31 protein-coding genes are annotated in these 22,372 nt (G+C 47.4%); 18 read left to right on the top strand and 13 right to left on the bottom strand.

Going from position 1 to position 22,372, the window contains the following annotated elements; all coding sequences use genetic code 11:
- Positions 1–262 precede the first annotated feature (262 nt).
- Positions 263–592 carry a winged helix-turn-helix transcriptional regulator gene (locus AC0VYQ_RS07080; RefSeq protein WP_012370213.1) on the top strand — a complete coding sequence of 110 codons (330 nt, stop codon included), beginning with the start codon at positions 263–265 and terminating at the stop codon, positions 590–592.
- A 499-nt stretch (positions 593–1,091) separates the two neighbouring features.
- On the opposite strand, the gene AC0VYQ_RS07085 is transcribed toward AC0VYQ_RS07080, so the two are convergent.
- Entirely contained in the window at positions 1,092–1,601 is a 510-nt protein-coding gene (locus AC0VYQ_RS07085; RefSeq protein WP_475404608.1) for a hypothetical protein, read from the bottom strand.
- Between the two features lie 213 nt (positions 1,602–1,814).
- Between AC0VYQ_RS07085 and AC0VYQ_RS07090 the strand changes: the two genes are divergently transcribed.
- The 4 genes from AC0VYQ_RS07090 to AC0VYQ_RS07105 all read left to right on the top strand — a co-directional run bounded on the left by AC0VYQ_RS07090 (position 1,815) and on the right by AC0VYQ_RS07105 (position 7,778).
- Positions 1,815–2,918, top strand: a complete 1,104-nt coding sequence (locus tag AC0VYQ_RS07090; RefSeq protein ID WP_475404609.1) for a type I restriction endonuclease — start codon at positions 1,815–1,817, stop codon at positions 2,916–2,918.
- A gap of 505 nt (positions 2,919–3,423) precedes the next feature.
- A complete protein-coding gene (locus tag AC0VYQ_RS07095) occupies positions 3,424–5,364 on the top strand; it encodes a glycoside hydrolase family 3 protein (protein ID WP_475404610.1) in 1,941 nt (646 codons plus the stop codon).
- Between the two features lie 142 nt (positions 5,365–5,506).
- On the top strand, positions 5,507–6,391 hold the full coding sequence (gene murQ / locus AC0VYQ_RS07100) for an N-acetylmuramic acid 6-phosphate etherase (protein WP_475404611.1): 885 nt from the start codon (positions 5,507–5,509) through the stop codon (positions 6,389–6,391).
- A gap of 13 nt (positions 6,392–6,404) precedes the next feature.
- Entirely contained in the window at positions 6,405–7,778 is a 1,374-nt protein-coding gene (locus AC0VYQ_RS07105; protein ID WP_475404612.1) for a PTS transporter subunit EIIC, read from the top strand.
- Between the two features lie 92 nt (positions 7,779–7,870).
- On the opposite strand, the gene AC0VYQ_RS07110 is transcribed toward AC0VYQ_RS07105, so the two are convergent.
- Positions 7,871–8,359 (bottom strand): DUF4825 domain-containing protein, encoded by a 489-nt coding sequence (locus AC0VYQ_RS07110; protein ID WP_475404613.1) that lies wholly within the window; start codon positions 8,357–8,359, stop codon positions 7,871–7,873.
- 136 nt (positions 8,360–8,495) lie between these two features.
- Between AC0VYQ_RS07110 and AC0VYQ_RS07115 the strand changes: the two genes are divergently transcribed.
- Entirely contained in the window at positions 8,496–9,545 is a 1,050-nt protein-coding gene (locus tag AC0VYQ_RS07115; protein WP_475404614.1) for a DUF871 domain-containing protein, read from the top strand.
- A 115-nt stretch (positions 9,546–9,660) separates the two neighbouring features.
- Here the strand turns inward: AC0VYQ_RS07115 and AC0VYQ_RS07120 are convergent, their stop codons facing one another.
- Positions 9,661–10,527 carry an alpha/beta fold hydrolase gene (locus AC0VYQ_RS07120; protein WP_475404615.1) on the bottom strand — a complete coding sequence of 289 codons (867 nt, stop codon included), beginning with the start codon at positions 10,525–10,527 and terminating at the stop codon, positions 9,661–9,663.
- A 113-nt stretch (positions 10,528–10,640) separates the two neighbouring features.
- Here AC0VYQ_RS07120 and AC0VYQ_RS07125 point away from each other — a divergent pair, with 113 nt between their 5' ends.
- The 6 genes from AC0VYQ_RS07125 (at position 10,641) to AC0VYQ_RS07150 (ending at position 13,507) form a co-directional block, all read left to right on the top strand.
- Positions 10,641–11,318 carry a VOC family protein gene (locus tag AC0VYQ_RS07125; protein WP_475404616.1) on the top strand — a complete coding sequence of 226 codons (678 nt, stop codon included), beginning with the start codon at positions 10,641–10,643 and terminating at the stop codon, positions 11,316–11,318.
- Between the two features lie 64 nt (positions 11,319–11,382).
- A complete protein-coding gene (locus AC0VYQ_RS07130) occupies positions 11,383–11,742 on the top strand; it encodes a hypothetical protein (protein ID WP_475404617.1) in 360 nt (119 codons plus the stop codon).
- 154 nt (positions 11,743–11,896) lie between these two features.
- On the top strand, positions 11,897–12,283 hold the full coding sequence (locus AC0VYQ_RS07135) for a hypothetical protein (RefSeq protein WP_475404618.1): 387 nt from the start codon (positions 11,897–11,899) through the stop codon (positions 12,281–12,283).
- A 295-nt stretch (positions 12,284–12,578) separates the two neighbouring features.
- Positions 12,579–12,710, top strand: coding sequence for a hypothetical protein (locus AC0VYQ_RS07140; RefSeq protein ID WP_285801295.1), 132 nt, complete (start codon positions 12,579–12,581; stop codon positions 12,708–12,710).
- 222 nt (positions 12,711–12,932) lie between these two features.
- Positions 12,933–13,151 (top strand): helix-turn-helix transcriptional regulator, encoded by a 219-nt coding sequence (locus AC0VYQ_RS07145; RefSeq protein ID WP_475404619.1) that lies wholly within the window; start codon positions 12,933–12,935, stop codon positions 13,149–13,151.
- Complete coding sequence (locus AC0VYQ_RS07150) at positions 13,148–13,507, top strand: DUF2178 domain-containing protein (protein ID WP_475404620.1); 360 nt, start codon at positions 13,148–13,150, stop codon at positions 13,505–13,507. The genes AC0VYQ_RS07145 and AC0VYQ_RS07150 overlap by 4 nt, the downstream gene beginning before the upstream one ends.
- Before the next feature lie 45 nt (positions 13,508–13,552).
- Here the strand turns inward: AC0VYQ_RS07150 and AC0VYQ_RS07155 are convergent, their stop codons facing one another.
- The 5 genes from AC0VYQ_RS07155 to AC0VYQ_RS07175 all read right to left on the bottom strand — a co-directional run bounded on the left by AC0VYQ_RS07155 (position 13,553) and on the right by AC0VYQ_RS07175 (position 15,787).
- On the bottom strand, positions 13,553–13,936 hold the full coding sequence (locus AC0VYQ_RS07155) for a hypothetical protein (protein ID WP_088836955.1): 384 nt from the start codon (positions 13,934–13,936) through the stop codon (positions 13,553–13,555).
- 22 nt (positions 13,937–13,958) lie between these two features.
- Positions 13,959–14,384 carry a MarR family winged helix-turn-helix transcriptional regulator gene (locus tag AC0VYQ_RS07160; protein WP_088836956.1) on the bottom strand — a complete coding sequence of 142 codons (426 nt, stop codon included), beginning with the start codon at positions 14,382–14,384 and terminating at the stop codon, positions 13,959–13,961.
- Positions 14,381–14,824 (bottom strand): MarR family winged helix-turn-helix transcriptional regulator, encoded by a 444-nt coding sequence (locus AC0VYQ_RS07165; RefSeq protein WP_475404621.1) that lies wholly within the window; start codon positions 14,822–14,824, stop codon positions 14,381–14,383. The genes AC0VYQ_RS07160 and AC0VYQ_RS07165 overlap by 4 nt, the downstream gene beginning before the upstream one ends.
- A 153-nt stretch (positions 14,825–14,977) precedes the next feature.
- On the bottom strand, positions 14,978–15,196 hold the full coding sequence (locus tag AC0VYQ_RS07170; RefSeq protein ID WP_475404622.1) for a PLD nuclease N-terminal domain-containing protein: 219 nt from the start codon (positions 15,194–15,196) through the stop codon (positions 14,978–14,980).
- Between the two features lie 48 nt (positions 15,197–15,244).
- On the bottom strand, positions 15,245–15,787 hold the full coding sequence (locus AC0VYQ_RS07175; protein WP_475404623.1) for a hypothetical protein: 543 nt from the start codon (positions 15,785–15,787) through the stop codon (positions 15,245–15,247).
- Between the two features lie 220 nt (positions 15,788–16,007).
- On the opposite strand from AC0VYQ_RS07175, the gene AC0VYQ_RS07180 reads away from it, so the two are divergent.
- Positions 16,008–16,478 (top strand): DUF2243 domain-containing protein, encoded by a 471-nt coding sequence (locus AC0VYQ_RS07180; protein WP_475404624.1) that lies wholly within the window; start codon positions 16,008–16,010, stop codon positions 16,476–16,478.
- Between the two features lie 3 nt (positions 16,479–16,481).
- A complete protein-coding gene (locus AC0VYQ_RS07185; protein WP_475404743.1) occupies positions 16,482–17,276 on the top strand; it encodes a cytochrome c oxidase assembly protein in 795 nt (264 codons plus the stop codon).
- Positions 17,277–17,296: 20 nt separating this feature from the next.
- Here AC0VYQ_RS07185 and AC0VYQ_RS07190 read toward each other — a convergent pair whose 3' ends face one another.
- The 3 genes from AC0VYQ_RS07190 to AC0VYQ_RS07200 form a co-directional block, all read right to left on the bottom strand.
- Positions 17,297–18,535, bottom strand: a complete 1,239-nt coding sequence (locus tag AC0VYQ_RS07190) for an MFS transporter (RefSeq protein WP_475404625.1) — start codon at positions 18,533–18,535, stop codon at positions 17,297–17,299.
- Between the two features lie 319 nt (positions 18,536–18,854).
- Entirely contained in the window at positions 18,855–19,163 is a 309-nt protein-coding gene (locus tag AC0VYQ_RS07195; RefSeq protein WP_475404626.1) for a GNAT family N-acetyltransferase, read from the bottom strand.
- Positions 19,164–19,177: 14 nt separating this feature from the next.
- A complete protein-coding gene (locus AC0VYQ_RS07200; protein ID WP_475404627.1) occupies positions 19,178–19,399 on the bottom strand; it encodes a DUF4177 domain-containing protein in 222 nt (73 codons plus the stop codon).
- Between the two features lie 134 nt (positions 19,400–19,533).
- Between AC0VYQ_RS07200 and AC0VYQ_RS07205 the strand changes: the two genes are divergently transcribed.
- On the top strand, positions 19,534–19,725 hold the full coding sequence (locus tag AC0VYQ_RS07205) for a hypothetical protein (protein WP_475404628.1): 192 nt from the start codon (positions 19,534–19,536) through the stop codon (positions 19,723–19,725).
- A 77-nt stretch (positions 19,726–19,802) separates the two neighbouring features.
- Here the strand turns inward: AC0VYQ_RS07205 and AC0VYQ_RS07210 are convergent, their stop codons facing one another.
- Positions 19,803–20,060 (bottom strand): hypothetical protein, encoded by a 258-nt coding sequence (locus AC0VYQ_RS07210; protein WP_475404629.1) that lies wholly within the window; start codon positions 20,058–20,060, stop codon positions 19,803–19,805.
- Positions 20,061–20,073: 13 nt separating this feature from the next.
- Positions 20,074–21,186, bottom strand: coding sequence for a GGDEF domain-containing protein (locus AC0VYQ_RS07215; RefSeq protein WP_475404630.1), 1,113 nt, complete (start codon positions 21,184–21,186; stop codon positions 20,074–20,076).
- 222 nt (positions 21,187–21,408) lie between these two features.
- On the opposite strand from AC0VYQ_RS07215, the gene arr reads away from it, so the two are divergent.
- The 3 genes from arr (at position 21,409) to AC0VYQ_RS07230 (ending at position 22,286) form a co-directional block, all read left to right on the top strand.
- Positions 21,409–21,816: an NAD(+)--rifampin ADP-ribosyltransferase gene (gene arr / locus AC0VYQ_RS07220; protein WP_214894157.1), complete on the top strand. Its 408-nt coding sequence runs from the start codon at positions 21,409–21,411 to the stop codon at positions 21,814–21,816.
- Between the two features lie 74 nt (positions 21,817–21,890).
- Positions 21,891–22,070, top strand: a complete 180-nt coding sequence (locus AC0VYQ_RS07225) for a hypothetical protein (RefSeq protein ID WP_214801429.1) — start codon at positions 21,891–21,893, stop codon at positions 22,068–22,070.
- A gap of 15 nt (positions 22,071–22,085) precedes the next feature.
- Positions 22,086–22,286: a hypothetical protein gene (locus AC0VYQ_RS07230; RefSeq protein ID WP_088836965.1), complete on the top strand. Its 201-nt coding sequence runs from the start codon at positions 22,086–22,088 to the stop codon at positions 22,284–22,286.
- Positions 22,287–22,372: the final 86 nt, after the last annotated feature.

A 22,372-nucleotide genomic window follows, 5' to 3' on the forward strand; every position in this document is an offset into this window, starting at 1 on the left:
TTGATGAAAAGGAGAAGCTTCTGCATTCCATCATAGAGTGGCAAGTTGAATTAAGGAAGTACGCACTTTCAAGTACCATAGGCACTAAAAAGTACCTTACCTACTATTATCAAATCAATGGACGAAAGCAACTTGTACTTTCTGTTGACAGTTGTTATCATGAACCCATCAAATGCACTTGAGAAGTACGCACTTTTAAGTACGATAGGCACTAAAAAGTACCTGTCCCGCTGTACTCCAAGAATCGAAAGGAAGAATCAGCATGGCCTATAACATTCCGGTCGAAGCGACGCTGCAAGTCATCGGAGGCAAATGGAAAGTCGTCATCATGTGCCATCTCATCAAAGGAGAACGACGGACAAGTGAATTGAAGAAGCTGATGCCAAACATCACGCAAAAAATGTTGACGCAGCAACTGCGCGAGCTTGAACAGGACGGTGTCATCATCCGGACCGTCTACGAACAAGTCCCACCGAAAGTCATCTATTCCTTATCCGACTACGGTTGGTCATTGCGTCCGATTCTCGACGCCATGTGTGCGTGGGGCGAAGGACATATCGATTTGACGGGTGAGGAAGTCGTTTCTTCTTAAAGCGGACTATCATACTGCACAGCAAAACGACCGTCCTGATTTCAGGCGGTCGTTTTTGTTAGTACGATTGAAGTGTTTGACCGTGCGAAAGGATTAGAGATTAAAACGGAAAATTCCTTATTAAGGAAATTCATTTCTTAATAGGAGCTGGTCCGTTTATGCTGTCTGTCGAGGCATGGTTTTACATTTATTTTGCAATTGGAGCAGTGGTTGTTTTTCTCATCGGTTGCGGGATTGCCAAGAAAACATAGAAGCAGGACAGTGGCTTTTCGTTTATCCTGCTGATGAGCGTGGTGTTGTTTGCGGCTCTAGCTTACTGGTTCAACGGTGCGGCTAAAGAAGTATTCACGGGAACATTACCTTGGCTGATCAATCTCATATTCGGCGGCGTACTTCTGATCATGTTCCTTGCCGGTTCGAAAATGATGTTCAAAAGAATATAAAGGTCAGTTGCAATCGACGGACTGTTCCTTTCATAGGACCGTCCGTATGTACGTGGTTAAAGAGGGTGACGACTCCCTCGTCGTTCGATGACGAGAATGTGATCCGTGATTTCTTCCGGTTCGTCGTCGAACGGATCATACGTGATTCGTTCGGACAACCGGATTTGGTATTGCTCCAAACCCTCGATGGTTTGCAAATAGTCCGGCAATCTTTCGGTCGGTTCCGTTAACGTTGGATCGGTAAACGGAAAATTATCGTCGTTCGGATTATTTGTATGGATAAAAACGGCGTCCAATCCTGCATCCAGCTGGGACAGTTCGATCCAGAGCTGGTACGGTTGTCCCCACGTTTGAAGAGCGGTGTTTAACTCATCCATCAGATGAAACAAGGCCCGGACATGTGCTGTTCGCATCTTAAGGTGACCGTTTCCGTGTCCGTCAAAATCGAGGTGGACGTGCCAAAAATCGAACCAGCTGTCAGGACTGAAATCGAGCGGATGGGCGCTGAGTTGTTGTTCTTTTTGAAGATTTCGGAAGTAGCGCCGTTTGCCTCTGAATTTTTTCATGTCTTTAGTACTCCTTTACGTGAATCGAGTTATGTAATTATCATTTTTACACGTCAAACTAAGTTAAATAAAGCTAATCGGATAATTTCTGATTAAATATCGTTAATTTCTGTTTTTACTTGGTGGTAAATGGAAATTCCTGTATAATGTGAATTAACATTAGTTCACTTTAAATACATTTTTAATGAACTATGAAATGAGGAGGTTTTTATATTGGAAAAATTTTCTTCAGATATTCGTTTGGTCTCTCAAAGGATTCAGCAAATTCAACATTCGATTTCTACCGAAGAAGCTACTAAAACCGCTTTAATTATGCCGTTTTTTCAAACGTTGGGTTATGACGTATTTAATCCGGCAGAGTTCACTCCGGAGTATATTGCTGACGTCGGAATAAAAAAGGGTGAAAAGGTTGATTATGCAATCATGGATCAGGGACAGCCGACTATTCTTATTGAAGCTAAATCAATCCGAGAACCTCTCACGAAACATGATTCGCAACTGTTTAGGTACTATGGAACGACGCAAGCTAAGTTTGCTATTTTAACGAATGGCGATACTTATCGATTCTACACGGATTTAGAAACACCCAACGTAATGGATACTGTTCCATTCTTTGAAATTACACTGTCTACCATTAAGGATAATGAAATCAAAGAGCTGTACAAATTTAAAAAACAAGAATTTAACGTCAACACGATTCTCTCTACAGCAGAGGAACTAAAATATTTAAGTGCGATTAAAGAACAGTTAAAAACACAATCACAGTTACCGAGCGACGAGTTTATTAGATTACTGATTCAAGACTGCTATCAAGGGATTAAAACGCAAACTGTGGTTGATAAGTTTAGACCTATCGTTTCAAAAGCGTTTACACAGTTCATGAATGAGAATATGAATGAACGAATCAAACATGTGATTTCAGGAGACTCGGAATCATCGACGGTTTCTGTTCCTTCCTCATCAGAGTTAGAAGCAGAAAATAGCATCGATGAACCGGGTATAGATATTCCATCACAGCCTTCGATTGAAACCACACAAGAAGAAATTGAGGGGTATGCAACCGTAAAGGTGTTACTTGGATCGACAGTCGATAAAAATCGAATTTTTTATCGGGATAACGCGAGCTACTTTAACATTCTGATTGATGATAGTAATCGGAAATGGGTCTGTCGTTTGCACCTTAATTCATTAACAAATAAATATATAACTTTCCGTGATGAACCGAATGTGCGACATAAAATTAATGAAGTATATGAAATCGAACAATATAAAGAGCGCTTATCAGATATCGTCAACGAAATCATTGCTTCAACTTAATTTCCTTATTTAGATGTCTGTCTTCACAGAATTTATGGCTAGGAAGCCCGCTGCTTCAGTGGTTGGAATGTCAGTTACAATTCTTACTTTTGATAGCGAGGGCATTGACGTGATTTCCGACATGAATCGCTTTTAAGGGAAAGGGTAACCAAAACCAGCCCTGCATCGTAGCGTAGCGGCGTACAAGATTGGCGCTAAGAGGCGATTTGAGAAAAGAATGAAATGAGCGGCTAAACATTCATGAACACCAGATTTTTAATTGTTCTACAACCTGCCTACCTTTAGCGAGGTAGGTTTTTTTATTTCATTTCAGTAATTTTGTTTTAATTTGATTACGCTTTCAATTAAAACATTGTTTCTTAAATGAGGACTTGCTATACTGTTGGTGAACACGGGGAACTTGCGCACGAATCACGGATCAACGAGCGATGTACAGTCAAAACGATGTTTTTATATTACATTGTCTTATAACGGTCAATGATTTCATTAAAGGGGAGCTGAGCATATGGGACAGAAACTCAACTGGACGGCAACACTCGGATTGACGACGGTGCTACTCGCCGCGTCACTGCCGATGCAACCGGTCGCGGCGGAAACGTCACCCTCCGTCACGGAACGGGTCGACGCACAACTGGATCAGATGACACTTGAGCAGAAGATCGGACAAATGATCATGCCGGATTTCCGGTTATGGGACGGGGTCAATCATACGCAACTGGCACCGGAAGTCGGTCGGGTCATCGACCGGTTTGACTTAGGGGGCGTTATCCTATTTGCGGAAAACGTCAGTGAGACGGAGCAGACGACGAAATTGGTCCATGACTTGCAGGAGGTCGTCGAGCAGGATACAAGCAACGATATCCCATTGTTCGTGACGATTGACCAGGAGGGCGGCATCGTGACACGCCTCGGTACGGGGACGAACTTACCGGGCAACATGGCAATCGGGGCGACCCGCAGTCCGGCTTATGCGGAAGCGGCAGGCGGTATCATCGGGTCCGAGTTGAAGGCCCTCGGCATCAACGTCAACTTTGGTCCGGTCCTAGACGTCAACAACAACCCGGGCAATCCGGTCATCGGCGTCCGCTCGTTTTCGAGTGATCCGAACCTGGTTGGGGAACTCGGTTCGGCGATGACACGCGGCATCCAGGAACAAGGTGTCGTTGCGACGGCGAAACACTTCCCGGGACACGGCGATACGGCGGTCGATTCGCATTACGGTCTGCCGGTCGTCGACAAATCACTTGAAGCATTACAACAGCTTGAACTGATTCCGTTTAAACGGGCGATTGCGGAAGGCATCGACATGATCATGACGGCACATATTGGGATGCCGCAAATCGAGGATGAAGTCGTCGAGTCCAAACAAGGGACGTTCCCGTTACCGGCGACGTTGTCGGATGACGTCATCACCGGTGTCCTGCGCGAAGAACTCGGCTATGACGGACTTGTCGTCACCGATGCCTTGAACATGCAGGCGATTGCCGACAACTTCACGGAGTCGGAAGCCGTCATCAAGACGTTTCAGGCCGGGGTCGATATCGCCTTGATGCCGACGATTTTAAGATCTTCGAACGATGTGACGAAACTGGAGACGATTTTTGACGATGTGATTGCAGCCGTTGAAGCCGGTCAATTATCTGAAGCAACGATTGACGCATCCGTCGAACGAATTTTGACGTTAAAAGCAACGCGCGGCATTTGGAACGAAACAGTCGACGCGGCGACGCTCGACGAAAAACTCGTACAAGCAAAAACGGTCGTCGGCAGTCCGGAGCATAAAGCACTTGAACGAGAAATGACGGAAGCCGCGGTCACGCTCGTCAAGAATGATAAGAAAACACTGCCTCTTAAACCAAAGAAAGGCGAGACGATCCTCGTCCTGTCACCGGCAAAAGATCAGACGGACAGTATGGTCAAGACGATCCGGTCGCTTGAGAAAAACGCCGGTAACCTGAAACACGTCAACATCGTGACGGAAAATTATACGGCGTCGACGCCGCACCTGGATCAAAATCCGAATCTGCAGGAAAAGCTGGATGCGGCGGACTACATCATCGTCGGCTCAAACGTCAACAACAGTGACAAGCTGAAAGCGACGGCGGCGGATCATTATGTACCGGCGGAAGTCTTCCGTCAGGCGAAACGGACCAACACACCGTCCGTCCTGCTCAGTCTCCGGAATCCGTATGATGTCGCCGTGCAACCGGACGCGAAAGCGCAACTGCTTGTCTACGGTTTCAAGGGCGATCCGAACGGACCCGACTCGGAAGCCGGGAACACGAAATCGGCCGGACCGAATTTACCGGCAGGAATCCGTGCCATCTTTGGTGAAGTGAAACCACAGGGAAAACTGCCGGTCGATGTCCCGAAATTTGAGGACGGTCTGTTTAAAGAGGCGCTTCATCTCGAGTTTGGAGACGGGTTCCGGAACTGGAACCGGTAAGTGTGAAGGGAATAGGTGAGCTCAATCAATCAGATTGGGCTTTCGCTATTGACTTTTTTTGCAATAAAATTTTAATGATTTGTTAAGTGGAGTAAACTAAAGTTTTTTAAGGGTTACATAGTGAGTAGAGAGGGTGTTGACGATGTTAGATAAATTAGCGACAGAACGACGAAACGAACGAACGATGCACCTGGACGACATGGCGGTCGAAGAGGTTCTGCGTGTCATGAATGAAGAAGATACGTCGGTTGCGAGCATCATCCGACAAGAGATTCCGATGATTGCAGAAGTCGTCAAACAGATCATTACGTCGTTTCAGGCCGGTGGGCGCCTGATTTACATTGGAGCCGGGACGAGCGGACGACTCGGTGTCCTCGACGCGGCGGAATGTGTGCCGACGTTCGGTGTCTCGCCGGACATGGTCGTCGGACTGATTGCGGGTGGGGAACGGGCACTGATTCAAGCCGTCGAAGGGGCGGAAGACAGTCAGACGCTTGCCGTTGAAGATTTACAGGCACTCGAAGTAAACGTAAACGACACCGTCATCGGCATCGCGGCGAGCGGACGGACACCGTATGTCATCGGCGGACTGGATTATGCACACGAAGTCGGTGCGACGACGGTTGCCCTGTCCTGTAACAAACAAGCGGTCATCAGTAAGCACGCGCAGTACAAGATTGAAGTCGAAACCGGACCGGAAGTCTTGACCGGTTCGACTCGACTCAAGGCGGGCACGGCACAAAAACTTGTCCTGAACATGATTTCGACGGCGGCGATGATCGGCGTCGGAAAGGTGTATCAAAACTTGATGGTCGACGTCCAGTCGACGAACGAAAAGTTAGAAGTCCGTGCGAAACGGATGATTGTCGAAGCGACCGGGGTTGACGGAGAGACGGCAGCGCGTACTTTCACTTCGGCGAACGGTCACGTCAAGACGGCGATCGTGATGATTTTAGCCGACATATCGTATGATGAAGCAGTCGAACGCTTGCACCGCGCAAACGGATTCGTCCGTGATGCACTTTAAGGGGGGATAAAAGATGAAAAAAGAAGAAATCTTGGCGGAAGCCATCCTCGCACAGGTCGGGGGAACGGATAACATTCGGCAACTCGCCCACTGCATGACCCGGGTCCGGTTGTCGCTGAAAGACCCGACGAAAGCAGACATCGAGGCACTTAAACAAATCGACGGTGTCATGGGTGTCATCGATGACGAGACGTTACAACTCGTCGTCGGACCGGGGACGGTCAACCGGGTCACGGATCATCTCAGCCGCACGACAGGACTTGCAATCGGTGAGGAATCGGTCGACGAAAACTTGACGTTCGAGGAACGGGCCGCGATCGAACGGCAAAAAGTTAAAGAGAAACAAAAGTCCCCGTTCAAGCGCTTCTTACGCCGGATCGGGAACATCTTCATCCCGCTCATCCCGGGACTGGTCGCGTCCGGAATCATCAACGGCGGAGCGAACTTCGCGAAGAATGCCGGAGTCGATGCAACAGTGACCTGGATGCAGATTCTATTGTTACTCGGAAGTACCGTCTTTGCCTACTTAGCGATCCTCGTCGGCTGGAATACGGCGAAGGAGTTTGGCGGCACACCTGTCCTCGGAGCGATTGCCGGCGGGATTTTATTTAATCCGTTACTCGTCGACATCGTTATATACGGGGAACCGCTCGTCGTCGGTCGGGGCGGACTGTTTGGTGTCATCTTTGCCGCCTGGCTGATGACCTATCTTGAAAAACACATCCGCCGCTTCATGCCGGTCTCGATCGATATCATCTTTACACCGCTCTTGACCGTCTTGATCGTCGGCTTTACAGCACTGTATGCCATCATGCCGGTCGCCGGTATCTTGTCCGACGGCATCATGTTAGGCATCAATGCGACGCTTGAAGTCGGTGGACCACTCGCCGGTGCCGTGCTCGCTGGATTCTTCCTGCCGCTCGTCATGGTCGGTCTCCACCATGGCTTGACACCGATTCATTTGGAGCTCCTGAACACGATTGGCGATACGCCACTCCTACCGATTCTCGCAATGGCAGGTGCGGGTCAAGTCGGGGCGGCACTGGCGATTTTCGTCAAGACACGCAATCAGCGTTTACGTAACATTATTAAAGGGGCGATTCCGGTCGGTTTCCTCGGGATCGGTGAGCCGTTACTGTACGGGGTCACGTTACCACTCGGTCGTCCATTCTTGACGGCGTGTATGGGAGCAGCTGTCGGCGGAGCTTTCCAGGCGACGATGAAGACGACGGCACTTGGAATCGGTGTATCCGGTCTGTCGTTGACACCGTTGATTGATAACGGGATGTACTTGACGTATATCGCCGGTCTTATCATCTCGTACGCGGCAGGATTCCTGTTTACGTATTGGTTTGGCTTTAAGGAGGAAATGGCAGACGGGATTTAACGGGGATAGAGGATTTCAGAAGAAATAAAAAGATGGAAGATCACGTTTGAGGTGATGTTCCATCTTTTTTTTGACTCCCGGCCCATTTAAAATCAATGAGCAAAAAACTGATTCACTGATTTATCGGACTTCAGCTGATTCCGGATCAGCTTTTTCAAGTCTTTTTCCTGTTCGATTGTGCTGAGTTGCGTGTTGTACCACCCGTCAAGCTGTTCCCGCGTCACCTTGAAGGTATAGTCCGGGAACGAAAAGGTGATGTGGTCGACATTGTCGACAAGTGCAAAGAGATAGGTTGCATTATACAAGACCGTTTCTTTGATTTCTTGTTCGACTTCTTCTGTCTCAATTTCTTTATAGTCTAAAGTGATTCCGTACGGTGTTTGTTTGGTTTCAAGAGCGATTTGTCGCAACTCTTGATGGTGTGCCAATTGCTTGACGATCGTTCCGACAGCACTATTATCGCCGACATAAGTATGTTTGTAGTGGAACAGGTCCACCTTTGAATCAGCACGTTGGCTGTAGCCGTTCCAAATCAGTACGAGGCAGACAATCGACAGCAATGGGATTAAAATTCGTTTCATTGATAATCGCTCCTTTAAGTATCTCCTCCTCATGGTATCATAATTTGTAGAATACCTCCTAAAAAATTCTTATATTGGTACTTTAGTAACAATTCGTTAAGAGCAAATATCCAGTCAATCAAGAGGAGTGAAGCAGATGAAAGGACTCGCCGTTTATTTAAGTGAACCGTTGATTGATGAAGCGAAAGACAACATCCGGCAGATGCGGACAATTGGTTTTACCTCAATCTTTACCTCATTACATATTCCGGAAGACGACCCGACGCTGTATACGGAGCGCTTGCGGGACCTCGGGGCGCTCGCTCGGGAGCTCGAGATGGAACTCGTCGCGGATATCGCACCGAGTTCGCTTGCCGCACTCGGCAAGACGTGGGACGATGCTGCTAGCTTAATCGAATGGGGCGTGACCGGTCTGCGGGTCGATTATGGCATCACGCCGAAGCAGGTCGCGGACTTGTCAAAACAGATGATGGTCGCCTTAAACGCCAGCACGCTGACGGCAGAGGAGCTCGCTGCGATGAAAGCGGAGGGGCTTGTCCTTGAGCAGATCGAGGCCTGGCACAACTATTATCCGCGACCGGAAACAGGACTCGATCTGGGCTGGTTCAATGATAAAAATGAATGGCTCCGTGGGCAGGGAATCCGTGTCCAAGCGTTCATTCCGGGAGACGGACAACTGCGTGGTCCGCTTCATGCCACGTTACCGACGCTCGAAGACCACCGCAGAAGATCACCGTTTGCCTGTTATCTCGAGCTTCAAGCATCCGTCGACCGGATTCTGATTGGAGACCCGGGTTTGTCGGCGAGCACGATGAAACAGTTTGCTGCCTATCAGGAGGGAATCATTGTCCTCCGGGCGACGGGTCAAAGCGATGATCCGTTGTTGACGCGCGTACAGACGAATCGACTGGATCCGGCACGCGACGTCATCCGGTCCGTCGAGTCGCGTAGCTCCGGTCGGCCGGGCAATGGATTATTAGAACCCGCGACCTTATCAGACCGGCCTGTCGGATCGGTCACGATCGACAATCTTAAGTACGGACGGTACGCCGGCGAATTGCAAGTCACGAAACGGAATCTTGCTGCCGACGAACGGATCAATGTCGTCGGTCGCGTGATTGAAGCGGATTGGCCGTTGCTGCAACAGATTGGACCCGGTGGACGCTTTCAAATCGAATGGTGCTGATTGTAGTGGCCTAACAGCAGGTCACGTAAGAAGAGACGTCCATGCCTTGCATATGCTCGGCGTGGGACGTCTCTTGTTGTTTTTGTGCAAGCTATCATGATTAGCTCCATGTCATCTATCTCGTGAAGGGGGCGGAAACATCATCCGTTGACCAGTTTTTCCGAATCGCTTCAAGGACAACCTCCGGATCATCCCAGTGCAAGATGTGGGAAGTTGACTGAGCAGATATTACCGTCCCACCGGTTTTCTCCTGCCAGATGGCAATCGCTTCTTGGCGGAACGGTTCATCCGAGACGGGTAACGTCGCCCGCAGCAACAGCACGTTTTCCCCCGGGACGTCGTCAAGGAAGTCGAGAATTTCGTCCTGATACATTGCCGCCAGGATCGCACGCGCCGTTTTCGCACGGGCATGCCAGTAATATCGTCCGTCCTGCATCCGGACAAAATCTTGTCCGGCCAAGTCAAGTAACGGCGACCGGCGCATCTTCGGTCCATAGACAGCGACGTCTAAAAACTCTTCGAGTGTCGCAACCGATTCTTCGAAGTCGGTCTCGTAAAAGGCAGCTTCTTGCTCGAGCGGTGTGCCGCGCAATCGTTTACTCTGATACCCGCCGTCAATCAAAATCGAGCCGCGGACCCGCTCCGGCTGTTCCTTCTGATAAAAGAGCGCGATGAAACTACCCCAGGAGTGCGAGAGAAAATAGAAATCTTGGATATGTAGAAGTTCAAACAGTTGGTTCAGCCAATCGGAGAAGCGGGCAAACCGGTAGTCGTTTTCGTCTGCGAACGGTTCCGTTTTTCCGTGACCCGGGGCGTCAATCGAAACAATCCGGTAGTCATGTTTCAAGGCATCAGCCAGTTCAATGAAGCTGAGGCTTGTTCCGCCGAGGCCGTGCAGGCAAAAAATCACCGGACGGTCCGGTTCGCCCCATTCGGTGACCTGTGTAGAGGTACCTGCGCATTCAATGTTATACCGTTTCATTTGACTTCCTCCGTTTCGATAGGTGAGTTCTTACTTTTTAACCAGTATTATACATCAAATGCTGTATACTGAAGCTATTAAATGTAACGGAATCAAAATGGAGGGAACGTGGAATGAAAATTACAGTGGCGACACTTTGGACGAATCAATTAAAACCGATGCAGGACTTTTACACTGGGACACTCAGTTTTCCGCTCGTCGAGAAGATGGAAACATCCTTTACGGTTCAAATCGGGACGAGTCAGCTTCGATTTGAACTGGACACGACGCAGCAAGCGAAACAATATCACTTTGCGTTCAATATTCCGGGGGATGCGTTTCAGCTGGCGAAGAATTGGTTGCGGCAACGCCTCCCGTTATTGATCGAGGACGGTGCGGACGAAATTTATTTTGAAAACATCGATGCCCATTCCGTCTACTTTTACGATCCGGACGAGAACGTCGTCGAATTGATTGCCCGCCATGCCGTCAATCCGGATAAGTCGCTTTCAACGTTTAGCGTACAGGATATACTCGATATCGGTGAAATGAACGTGACGACGCCGGACGTCGCCGGTGTCGGGGCAAGATTTGCTGAACTCGGTATCGTTCGGCGGGATCGTCAGCCAATCAAACCGGATTTCCTGAACTTCCTCGGAGAACCGGAAGACGGGACCCATCTGTTGCTCGGGCGCGCCGGACGGCCGTGGTTATTTTCACCGAAAATAGCGCTGACGAGTCCGCTCGAGTTAGAGATCGATAATCAGATGCATGTCCGACTTGATCGGGAGGGTGTGCTGCATCGTAAATAAGAGGTAGAACGGTGTCTACGCGATTAAAAATATGTTAATGACGTCTAAAAGAGGAGAGTGAATCATGAAAAGAGTCAATGTGTTCAGGCGTTTTCTAGCTACTGCTTTTCTATTGTATGGAGGATACTTAGCTGTATTTGAAGTACCGGACACGCTCAGCATCGCTTTAATTTTAGCGGGGATTACCCAGTTAACGGTTGATTTAGTTTTTCCGAAGAACGATTCGGTTGATGAGCGGCAACGGTCCGTCCAGTCGAAAAGTGGCAGTACATCTTATGCTTTAAGTGTTCTGTATGCGTTCGCTCTCTTAGCGCTCGTTCACTTTAATCTCATTCAACATGTCATGACGGCGTTATTGATCATGTTTAGTTTGCAAATGCTTACGTACCCGGCAATGCTGTTCTTATATAAACGTGTTATGTAGGAGAACAACATGCGCTTTATGTATTTTCCTTCAAAAAGCGTGAGGAACAAGAAGCTTGGGTCGCTTAAAAGTGTTCTCGACCATTTCATGAAAAATCACTATCGCTTTATTATTTGTGAAGTATTGTAGGTTCAACTGCAGGAAAGGACAGCCGATGACGAACTTTTGGAAAGCAAACGGCAAGTGGCGGGTCGGACGAATGGTTTTAATCGGGATATTGCTCGTGTTGATCTCGTGTTTTTTTTATACTTTTCATCAGAAAATCCTGCGTCAATTATACTTGGAGGACCAACTCGAACAGCAGTACGGACTGGAAAAAGACGAGTATCAAATAAAAAGTTATTTCTCGAAGTTTGGTTACGACTATATTCTCGTCTTACATGACGAACCTCGGACATCGTATGACTTTAACGTTCGAGAAACTAACGGAGATTACTATGCAGTATACTTAGGACACAACTTTTTAGATCCATCCGAAGCGTCTATTGATTTCCGGGAGCCGAAACACCTCGAGTTCGAACAGTTTAAAGATGAACCGTAAACGTATAGGAGGTTGCAACGCAAACGTTTCAAAACAGGAGAAATCCAAATGAGGCACGACTCTAACTGGCTCAATCAGCCGAATAAAATCGACAGGCAGCACCCATTGAAATTTACTACACACAGAAGGCGGTACCGAATTTTGGCACAATACGTATTATACGTTTAACCGGATGACTGGTCACGCCTTACTTCAACCGATTCCGTCAGCATCGTTCTTATGTCGGAGTGAAGTGAAGTGAAGTTACAACCGCCCGCGCAATCGCGACAAATCCGAAGCCGCCAGCAGTCTCGATATGGTCAATAAGGCGATGATTTTGAAGCTGTTACGTGATTTAAAAGAAACATATGATTTGGCATACCTTTTTATTACCCATGATGTCCAGGCAGCCCAAGCACTCAGTGATCAATTTATGATTTTGGATTAGGGTCAAATTGTCGGGCAATATCCGACACCCCAAGCGTTTGATCAGGCAACGGATCCTTATGTCTCCTCAATCAAGGATGCGATGCTCGCAACGCATCCCCGAGAACGGACGATACGAAAGTAGGCACCTATACCGGTGTCTGTTTTTTTTATGTTATGTGTAAAGGAAACTTGACAAGCGAATTAAATTTTACATATTATTGGAAATGGAAGGGTGGTTGAAATGAAAAATAAGGTAAAGCTGTTACGGGAGGGACGCCACTGGTCGCAAGGTGAGCTCGCGAACGCATTAGGCGTGTCGAGACAGACGATCATTTCGATTGAAAAGGAGCGGTATAATCCGTCGCTTGCGCTCGCTTTTTCAATTGCATCGCTGTTCGAATGTCCGATTGAAGCGATTTTTGTACCCGAATCGAAGAAAAAAGGAGAGAATTTATTATGAAACATCTGCCGGTGATCAATCGTTTACTCGCCGCTATTATGTTATTGTACGGCGGTTATCTGACGCTGTTCGATGGACCGTATCCACTCGGTATAATCTTGACATTAGCGGGACTTAGTCAACTCGCGACCGATGTCGTCTTCCCGGCTGCTGAACCCTATGATGAACGACAAGAAGAAATCAAGATGAAAAGTGGTCACATGTCATATGCCTTGAGTATCCTCTATGTGTTTGTGGTGCTGATGCTCGTTCAGTGGCAAGTCGTTGACGATCTCATGACAGCGTTGTTGTGTGTACTCGTCATTCAGGTCATGACCTTCCCGGTAATGATGTTTGTGTACAGTCGACGCAACTGATAAAACAAAAAGAACAGGCGACTTGCGCCTGTTCTTTTTGTTTTATCAGTAATATTCGGATAATTGCTCTCGTGACGCTTCCGTTAAATAACCGAGCGATAAGAAGCTTTGGACGAAGCGAAAAGAATCCGCAGGTTGATTCGGCGCCAGGTCGTCAGCGAAGTGATGCGGTGTCTTGTGCACCTCGATGCCGGCAGCCTGCAGTTTGACGAAGTCAAAATCGAGGACGACCGTATCCGTCTCGTCCCAAGGGGGTTCTGAGTTCGAATAGAACTGATGGACGGTCTGTGCGAGTTGATTTGTTGTAGGGTTCAGCTCAAACAGTAAATAACCGCTATGCGGACTTTCCGTGTGAAGGTTTGTAGAGATGCCGCCCCGGGCAACGATTGCCGGTAAAAACTGACGATGGGTGTAGTGTCTGAGAATCATGCAGGCCGGCCTCCTTTTGCTATCAAAATTGACTGTTTTGCATTTTGTTCAACAATTGATCAAACGTTTGATGATCGTTTTTCGTAAAGGACTGGAAGTAACGTTCGTCGATGACTTCGATGACCGGCGCGGATGCCTGGACGAGTGTTTCTCCGTCCGCCGTCAGAACGATCCGTTTTTCACGGTCAATCCGTTTACGGGTTAAGAGTCGGTTTTGCATCAGTTTTTTTAGCGTCTGTGAAATCGATCCGCTCGAGAGCTCGAGTGTCGTCTCAAGCGACTTTTGTGTCGCGCTCTCTAGTTGGTACAACGTATAGAGCATATCGAATTGAGAACGCGAGAGTTCCCATTGTTTTAACGTATCATTGACTTCTTTGACGTAACGATTGTGGATGCGTTGGATCGATTGCCAGTGTCCAATCGATGAAAAGGCAGCATGTGGATTCATCGAACTTCCCCTTCCTGTTGTTGTGTACTATGGAGCTGCGTTACAAGTTGATGCAACGCGTGTTGTTGCGATGCGGTCAAGGCATGAAATTGATTCGCTTGAAAACGTTCGTATTTCGGTAAGACTTCGTTTAAAAACCGTTCTCCAGCCGGTGTCAGATGGAAATAGTTGACCTTGCGGTGACGTTGTTTTTCGATCAGGCGCTTGGCGAACAGCTTTTTAATCCCTTGAGAAATCGTCCCGTCCGTGACATGAATCAGGCAGGCGATTTCTTTTTGACTTGTACATGTCGTCGACTTTAAGCAGCGCAAGACCTCGAACATCGTGTGCGAGAGGTCCCACGTCTTTAAGAAGGCATTGACTTGTTTCGTTTGATGATTGTGGTACGTCGTAATCGTGTTCCAGCATGCGATCGGTAATGTCTCTGTATTGGGTTGCATATGTAACCTCTTGTTTTAAAGTGATTGTACGATTTGATTAGATACAAAATAACACAAAAAAGGGGGCGGGACTAGCTCTTATTTTTGGAAAAAACACATCGCCGTACAAGGCTTGTTCCAGTAGCAGGACAGGCGTTGTACAGCGATGTGTTTTCAATCGGCGCGTTGCTCGTTTACCTCGCCTGCCGGGTGACGGCCCCACGCTAAATAAAGGAGGGGCCCGATATAATTGACACTGAAAATGGTGAGACCCCAAACCCACTTCGGTCCGCGTGTCTGCTGACGCTTAAACAAATCGATACAGGCGACGGCGAGTAAACAAAACCCCGTCATATAAGTCGTTTTTTTTAAGAGTTGCTGAATCGGATGCATCATCGTTCCCCGCAATCTTTTTAAAAAGTTGAGGTATTGATTCTTCTGTTATGTCACTAAAAGCGGACTATCGAAATTCTGCAGGACTAAAGCATGTTGATGTAGCTTAAAACCGTACCGGGTAAAGCAATCCTTTGATACGAGCCCGTGATGGGTGACGATTTCGAAATTGCCGCTGACTCGGTAATGCCGATGTTTGTTTTGCACATCCTGAATGAAGGCCTCCAATAAAAGGCCGCGCTCGCCAAGCCCTTCTTGACGGACGTGGACGTCGAGTAAGTTGTACTCGGCGACTTCGATCTGGTCATATAGGCGTGTGTTGACGTACTCGACGGTCATGTGTGACCGGGTTGATAAGAGTGCCCGGTTCGATTGCTGATTTTCTAGTAACGTGACGTAATAAAGGGCATGTGATTTATGACTATTCCGTGTGACTTGAACGACTTGGTTTTCATTATTATAGGCTAATCCGATGAGCGATTCCTGCGGATGGTTTCGGATAATGAGCGTGCGACGTGTACAAACGTCACGCCAGTCGGTTTCTGGAATCCATTTCAATTCAAATGTCCGAGGTGTTCTGGTGAACTTCATGGTATGCATGGAACCTCCTTTTTGACTAATGCTTTAAATATACACTTTTTGGAAAAAATATTAAACGAATAATGTTAATATTATTTACTCAAGTTCGATTTGTCGATCGGCATTTTTAATAGAATGTTCAAGATGTACATCGAATGAAGCACGTTTACTGCGACGACAACAGGGAAAAATTGTTTTGAAGCGTCTATCTTAAGAAAGGAAGTGTCCGTTCATGCAGAAAAATCAACAGCGTTATGCGTTGCGCAACCTCGCATCCGGTTTTTTATTCGGTCTGGGTCTCGTCGCATTCTTAGACGAAGTCATTTTTCACCAATTGTTAGGCTGGCATCATTTTTATGACAAATCAACGACCGCGGTCGGACTGTTTTCTGATGGTCTGTTTCACGCATTCAGTTGGTTCGCGACAGTGGCAGCTCTTTTTCTAGTTGCAGACTTGCGGAGACGATCCGCCTTTTGGATGAAGCGGTGGATCAGTGGTGTGATGATCGGCGGAGGTTTTTTTCAATTGTATGATGGTCTGATCAATCACAAAGTCTTTGCGATTCATCAAATTCGTTACGGTGTGGAACTTCTTCCGTATGATATCGCCTGGAATGCGATCGCTGCGCTTATTTTAGCGGGAGGGATTGTGTTATTCCTGCAGACCGGGAAACAAATGCGGACGACAGGGGAGGCGAAATAAGTGATGCATACGCATGAAGGCATGGGAAACGGTTTTGAAACGAGTGTGACGCTCCTCGTGCTTGTCTTACTTCTCGTGTATCCGGTTGCCGCCTGGAAAACGAACAATCACTACCGGCGCTGGCCAATCCATCGGTACGTGTTTTGGGGAAGCGGGGTACTGAGTGCCGGTGCTGCACTCGTCGGTCCGCTTGCAGACTGGGCACACATGAACTTCACGGGACATATGACGGGGCATCTCTTACTCGGGATGCTCGCACCACTCCTGCTCGTGTTTGCGAAGCCGGTGACGTTATTGTTACGGACGCTACCCGTGCAGGCGGCAAGACGGGTGACGGGCGTCTTGAACAGTCAGCCGCTTCGTCTCTTGACGCACCCGATGACGGCAACGGTTTTAAACATCGGCGGCTTGTACCTGCTTTATACGACAGGACTCTATCCGATGATGCATCAGTCAACTGCACTCTATGCGCTGATCCATCTCCACGTCTTCCTGGCCGGTTACTTGTTTACAAGTGCCCTGATTTATATCGATTTGACGCCGCACCGCTACAGTCACGTCTACCGGGCAAGTATCTTAATACTGGCATTAGCGGGGCATAAGATTCTTTCGAAATATCTCTACGCTCATCCACCCGGTGGAGTAGGGAAGGCGGAAGCGGAACAAGGGGCCATGCTGATGTATTACGGGGGAGATGTCGTTGATCTCGCGCTCATCATCATTCTCTGTTATCACTGGTACGAGGCGACGGCGCCGCGTTTACAACCGTCAGAAACATTGGAAATGAGGAAGGGATGAAGGAAACGGTTTGTTGTTTCTTACGAGACTTTTATCTTCTCTTCGATTGGCTGCTCATAAAGATTTTGCTTCGAACGGTTAAAGACGAGCGGTATCGTGAGTAAACCGATGAGTAAAAAACCAATTGAAAAGATGATGTATGTCGCGCGGATGGAAAAGGTTTCGGCGAGTAAACCGATTGTCGCCGTCAAGAGAATGATGAAGAGTGACTCGGCGACATTGATGACTCCTGAAAAGCGGCCCATGAGATTGACCGGGACATTGTTTTGGTAAAACGATAAAAAGCCCGTATTCGCAAACGATAGAGCGAATGTCAGTAGGAAAAAGCCGGCGGAAGCTACCATGAAGTTATCGGAAGTAGCGAATAGAAGGTAGCCGATGGGCGTAGTGACTGCACCGAAGCCAATCAAAAAGCGAAGACTCAGCCATTTCGTGCAGGTCGCATTAATGATGGAACCGAGGATGATCCCGATCCCGGCGATACTGACAAGAAATCCATAGGTGCTTTCCGAGAAACCGAGCACAAGTGTCGCAAACGAAGCCTCGAGTGAATCAAGACCCGACATGAAAACCATCATGACGCAAAAGAGACTGTAGACGAGCGTGATGTAACGGTGATGGCTCGTAAAGCGCAACGTTTCTCTCCAGTCGCTGATAATCATTTGAAGACTCAATCGTTCTGCCTGCGCAAAGGTCAATTCTTTTTCTAAAGCGGGCAGGAAAAATAAGATAAGGGCAGAAATGGCGAGCGCGACAGCATTGATATGAATCGCAAGGGACGGTGAGCCCATGATGAACAGGAGACCGGCAATCGTCGGACCGACAATGAAACCGCACGATTGAATGAAATTTTTCAACGCATTAAAACGTTGACGATTACCTTTTGAGACAAGCTTCGTCATATAAATCATCGATGTTGATTCAAACAAGGAGCTACCAACGTTGATCAGAAAGACGACTGTATAGATGAAGAACAACGAGTCGATGAAGGGGAGAAGAGCGATGAAGAGTGCACGTGATAAATCGAGTAGCATCATCAATTTGCGTTTATCGACCCGATCAATCAAAGAACCGGACCATAAACTCGTTATTAAAGAAGCGACCGGAACTAACATGTATAAAAGTGATACCGCGAACGCAGAACTTGTTCGATCAAGAATAATCAAATTGAGGGCAATGAAGTACACCCAGGCGCCTAAGTTCGAGATTCCGACACCGATCAGGAGCAAAGCAGGGTATTTCCAAGCTGTACGATTCATAGTCGGGCGCTCCCTTCTGGTTGTAAATAACCAATTTTTTATTTTGAAATAGAAATTTATTACATTTGATGTTACGCGATTGTTTGTTTGAAGGCAATCAAATGTTTGAAGCGACACGAAAAAAGAAGTAGCGACAATAATATCGCTACCACATGGTGTTGTGGAACTAGTTAATCGGATTTGTTTGTATTTCCCAATAAATCGTTGAATCCGTTTCTTGTAATCGTTCCATGTTCACTTTTTCTAATACGCGGATCGATCCTCGATTGGTTGCATCCGTTTTGGCAACGATGTTTGAGACAGCTGTTGTCTGTCGCGCCTATTGAATCAACCCTGCGACAGCTTCTGTTGCGTATCCATTCTGCCAGTAGTGCTCGAGCAAACCGTAACCGATTTCTACCTCTCCGTCTCGATCCGGTTTCCCTTTAAAACCGGCATCACCAATGATGACATCATCTGCCTGGCGGATGATTAACCAACTTCCCCAGAATAATAAGGACGGATCCTGTTCCAATGCCTTTAAATGATTCGAAATTTCGGGACCGTTCCGATAGTTTTGACGGGTAATAACCGGAAGCTGTTCCTGTGTAAAAGGAATAAGTCGTAATCGAGCTGTCTCGATGTGCATGCGTTTGAGTCTCCTTAAGATGTTTTCGTGTCCGTAATTTCGAACCGTTTTATTCGCTCAAAAATCAATTCATAGTAAGTACCGACGGCAACACCGGACGTGACGAAATCTGGAGCGAAAATTTGTACGAAGCGCCAGCCGTCTGCGGGATGTGTCGTGATTACTTCCCGGTAATCTTCCTTCGGATTACCAGATAATCGCTTAAAATCAATCCGCACGAACTTGTATTCGAACATGAAGCTACCTCCTTTGACAATCGCCTAATCATACCTACGTTTCAAAATGGGAGAAGTTTCCTAATATACAATGAATGATTCACACTTATCGAGTAAAATTAAGAAATCAGTTATTAAGAGAGTGAGGAACCACTATGAAATACATGCGTTACCTGATTTACTTCGGATTGATTGTCACAATCAATTATTACTTGTCGATGTACGTTACTGTCGATAAAAAGCTGCTCCATTCCTTGCTGGCGTTCGTCATCTTAACCGGTGTTGCTTTCGTCTTGATTACAATCGAATATTTCTTTAATCGAAAAGTACATAAATCCCGCGACTAGTCCGTCGGGGTGTGCGAAAAGGAGCACAAGCGTCGCCCGAGGTAATCGGACATGCTCGTGCTCTTTTTCTGTTTCAGTCAGGCTTTTCTTTTTTCGTTCAACTCTTCCGTTTCCGGATTACTCCAGCGCCACTCTGTCCGGCGACTGATGAACGATGTCAAAAACATCAGGAATGTCATGACTGGTAACAGAAGCCACCACGATTGCATGAAAAACAACGAGGCAAAGGAATCGATGAAAACAAAGGTATGGGCGACGTAAATCCACATGAACAGTGAACTGACGAATAGAATCGCTTCTGCCGTCGTAATGAAATCAAGTTTCTTCTCTTGCATACTTTACCTCCAATCAAGAGCGAACCGTCTCCCGGCTCGCAGTTGCTGCGACATGTTGTTCACTTTCGCTATCCAACAAAATCGTCCGGTTACGCCCTTGCTGCTTAGCGGTATACAACGCTTCGTCGGCGATGACACTCATCCGCTGAATATGAATGTTCTTCCCGTGGGCGACACCGATCGATGTCGTCACATCGATTGCCGGGAAACCGTCGATTTGAAAGCGTTGCGACGCAATCCGTTGCCGAATCCGGTTTGCGACTTTGGTCGCTTTTTGTGGGGCTAAATCATAAATCAAAATCATGAACTCTTCGCCACCGATCCGCGCCGTGATGTCATGCGGGCGCGTCTCTTCTTTTAAGATGTTCGCGAATTGTTGTAAGACGAGGTCACCATTGCCATGCCCGTATGTATCATTGACGTGCTTGAAGTGGTCGATGTCGAGTGCGAGAATATTATAGATTCGACCTTCTTGTTCAAGTCCTGCTGTCCGAGCGTCCCAAACGCGGCGATTGTAGAGACCGGTCAAATGATCAAGCTCGGCTGACTTTTTATAGATATCGACTTGACGGTTCAACAGCTGGAAATCGAGTGTCAGCAGACTGGACAGCACACCGACCGTCAAGCCGATTGTCCATGTCGATAACAAGAGACTAAATGCCGTTTCGTTCCAGCCTAAGTTAATCAGGACGGCGATGGTGATCATCATCAGTGCCCAAACATTCATCGAGATATTTTGGAGAAAAGGACGATTGAGTAGTCTCCGGTGAATCGCAAGCATCCCGATGCTGATGCAAAGGACGGCGACGAAGGCGACGGCAGCTTGTTCCGTCACACCAAATAAAAAGCGGGAACAGGCGATGATCAATGTCGCGATGATGAGGGGGAAACGACTACCGTAAAAGGCGAGTAGAATGAGCGGAATATGACGTAAATCCATGCGGAGCGAATCATTGACAGCGATCCCTTTGAACATCAATAACACGCCGAGCGCTCCTGTCAAAAGGCCGACGATGATTGACTTGACGACATAAGATTCAAAATGGGTGGAATGGATAATTTTCGAAATGATATAAAATCCTGTGAAGGCAATGCAGGCATTCACGAGCAGTTCGACGATGAACATGGTTTTCACATCCTTGCGCATGATACTTTCACATTACCACTTTGACAAAAGTTGTCAATAAAAGAGCGGTTTTGACTAAAGGTGGAGAGAAAACGTAAAAGCAAGTGATGTTACTGTCTACTTTAAGTTTACCTTGATTTGACAATGATGAATAGACTCCCAATACATGAAAGCATCACTTATAATCGAACATATCACCAAAAAAGAAAGAGGGGGAACACGATGGAGAAACCACTTGATTCCGGACCGTTTTTTCATGGTACAAAAGCGAGCTTAGAGATTGGTCAAGTACTGGATGCCGGGAACCAATCAAATTATCAGGATAAGCGTGCCAATCATATTTATTTCACGGCAACTTTGGACGCTGCGAAATGGGGAGCGGAGCTCGCCCGCTCGGACGGGGACGAACATATTTATCTCGTCGAACCGACTGGACCGTATGAAGATGACCCGAACTTGACTGATAAAAAGTTTCCCGGAAATCCGACCCGGTCCTACCGTTCGAAAGCGCCGTTGAAAATCGTGGCAGAGCTTGGCAAGTGGACACGGCATTCGGAAACTGAGATCGAACAGATGCGTCAGGCTATCAATAAACTGAGCGCGGATGGACAGGCTATGATTGATGATTAAGGGATAGGAGGCGTTAAGAACTGAAACTTTTCCACTGACCGCTGCGTAGTGTCAGTAGGGAAGGGGGGAGACAGATGAGTACGACAATCGGTTCATTACTCGCCATATTGATTATGCTCGTCACAATCATTTATGGCGTCGTCTACATACAAAAAAAGAAGCGGAATACGGATCGGGAAGCAACTTACAAAATCGTTTTCACGACGGCGATTCTGCTGCTCGCCTTACCGTTTATCCTAACGATATTTAAGTAACGTGGAGGTAGTGTCTTGGAACAACTCATCATTCTTATCGGTTCATTTTTAATTGCGGGTGGGATGCTCTTTACGATCATCCGGGCCGGGTCAATCGCTTACCGGCGGCAACAAATCTCAAAAGGACTGTTCGTGTTCGCGACCGTCTCATCGTCGATCGGGGCCGTGTTACTCGCGGGACTGCTGCCCTTATTGTTTAGTCTCTGGTTCGAGTGAAGACTAACGAAACGTGTGTCACTGATTTTTTAATCAGCTGACGCACGTTTTTTTTATTTTTTTTCGAACAATTGTCGAAACGGTCC

The organism is Exiguobacterium sp. QJM3NY_9 (assembly GCF_056173545.1).

What these genes read in the sequence shown, in the direction of transcription:
- AC0VYQ_RS07170 (WP_475404622.1), bottom strand. Translation starts at nt 15,196, where the DNA reads ATGCATCCGATTCAGCAACTCTTAAAAAAAACGACTTATATGACGGGG.
- AC0VYQ_RS07145 (WP_475404619.1), top strand. Translation starts at nt 12,933, where the DNA reads ATGAAAAATAAGGTAAAGCTGTTACGGGAGGGACGCCACTGGTCGCAA.
- AC0VYQ_RS07215 (WP_475404630.1), bottom strand. Translation starts at nt 21,186, where the DNA reads ATGTTCATCGTCGAACTGCTCGTGAATGCCTGCATTGCCTTCACAGGA.
- AC0VYQ_RS07180 (WP_475404624.1), top strand. Translation starts at nt 16,008, where the DNA reads ATGCAGAAAAATCAACAGCGTTATGCGTTGCGCAACCTCGCATCCGGT.
- AC0VYQ_RS07120 (WP_475404615.1), bottom strand. Translation starts at nt 10,527, where the DNA reads ATGAAACGGTATAACATTGAATGCGCAGGTACCTCTACACAGGTCACC.
- AC0VYQ_RS07165 (WP_475404621.1), bottom strand. Translation starts at nt 14,824, where the DNA reads ATGCAACCCAATACAGAGACATTACCGATCGCATGCTGGAACACGATT.
- AC0VYQ_RS07155 (WP_088836955.1), bottom strand. Translation starts at nt 13,936, where the DNA reads ATGATTCTCAGACACTACACCCATCGTCAGTTTTTACCGGCAATCGTT.
- AC0VYQ_RS07210 (WP_475404629.1), bottom strand. Translation starts at nt 20,060, where the DNA reads ATGCAAGAGAAGAAACTTGATTTCATTACGACGGCAGAAGCGATTCTA.
- AC0VYQ_RS07150 (WP_475404620.1), top strand. Translation starts at nt 13,148, where the DNA reads ATGAAACATCTGCCGGTGATCAATCGTTTACTCGCCGCTATTATGTTA.
- AC0VYQ_RS07125 (WP_475404616.1), top strand. Translation starts at nt 10,641, where the DNA reads ATGAAAATTACAGTGGCGACACTTTGGACGAATCAATTAAAACCGATG.
- AC0VYQ_RS07225 (WP_214801429.1), top strand. Translation starts at nt 21,891, where the DNA reads ATGAGTACGACAATCGGTTCATTACTCGCCATATTGATTATGCTCGTC.
- AC0VYQ_RS07175 (WP_475404623.1), bottom strand. Translation starts at nt 15,787, where the DNA reads ATGAAGTTCACCAGAACACCTCGGACATTTGAATTGAAATGGATTCCA.
- AC0VYQ_RS07135 (WP_475404618.1), top strand. Translation starts at nt 11,897, where the DNA reads ATGACGAACTTTTGGAAAGCAAACGGCAAGTGGCGGGTCGGACGAATG.
- AC0VYQ_RS07205 (WP_475404628.1), top strand. Translation starts at nt 19,534, where the DNA reads ATGAAATACATGCGTTACCTGATTTACTTCGGATTGATTGTCACAATC.
- AC0VYQ_RS07095 (WP_475404610.1), top strand. Translation starts at nt 3,424, where the DNA reads ATGGGACAGAAACTCAACTGGACGGCAACACTCGGATTGACGACGGTG.
- arr (WP_214894157.1), top strand. Translation starts at nt 21,409, where the DNA reads ATGGAGAAACCACTTGATTCCGGACCGTTTTTTCATGGTACAAAAGCG.
- AC0VYQ_RS07105 (WP_475404612.1), top strand. Translation starts at nt 6,405, where the DNA reads ATGAAAAAAGAAGAAATCTTGGCGGAAGCCATCCTCGCACAGGTCGGG.
- AC0VYQ_RS07185 (WP_475404743.1), top strand. Translation starts at nt 16,482, where the DNA reads ATGCATACGCATGAAGGCATGGGAAACGGTTTTGAAACGAGTGTGACG.
- AC0VYQ_RS07195 (WP_475404626.1), bottom strand. Translation starts at nt 19,163, where the DNA reads ATGCACATCGAGACAGCTCGATTACGACTTATTCCTTTTACACAGGAA.
- AC0VYQ_RS07140 (WP_285801295.1), top strand. Translation starts at nt 12,579, where the DNA reads ATGGTCAATAAGGCGATGATTTTGAAGCTGTTACGTGATTTAAAAGAA.
- murQ (WP_475404611.1), top strand. Translation starts at nt 5,507, where the DNA reads ATGTTAGATAAATTAGCGACAGAACGACGAAACGAACGAACGATGCAC.
- AC0VYQ_RS07190 (WP_475404625.1), bottom strand. Translation starts at nt 18,535, where the DNA reads ATGAATCGTACAGCTTGGAAATACCCTGCTTTGCTCCTGATCGGTGTC.
- AC0VYQ_RS07085 (WP_475404608.1), bottom strand. Translation starts at nt 1,601, where the DNA reads ATGAAAAAATTCAGAGGCAAACGGCGCTACTTCCGAAATCTTCAAAAA.
- AC0VYQ_RS07110 (WP_475404613.1), bottom strand. Translation starts at nt 8,359, where the DNA reads ATGAAACGAATTTTAATCCCATTGCTGTCGATTGTCTGCCTCGTACTG.
- AC0VYQ_RS07080 (WP_012370213.1), top strand. Translation starts at nt 263, where the DNA reads ATGGCCTATAACATTCCGGTCGAAGCGACGCTGCAAGTCATCGGAGGC.
- AC0VYQ_RS07200 (WP_475404627.1), bottom strand. Translation starts at nt 19,399, where the DNA reads ATGTTCGAATACAAGTTCGTGCGGATTGATTTTAAGCGATTATCTGGT.
- AC0VYQ_RS07160 (WP_088836956.1), bottom strand. Translation starts at nt 14,384, where the DNA reads ATGAATCCACATGCTGCCTTTTCATCGATTGGACACTGGCAATCGATC.
- AC0VYQ_RS07115 (WP_475404614.1), top strand. Translation starts at nt 8,496, where the DNA reads ATGAAAGGACTCGCCGTTTATTTAAGTGAACCGTTGATTGATGAAGCG.
- AC0VYQ_RS07130 (WP_475404617.1), top strand. Translation starts at nt 11,383, where the DNA reads ATGAAAAGAGTCAATGTGTTCAGGCGTTTTCTAGCTACTGCTTTTCTA.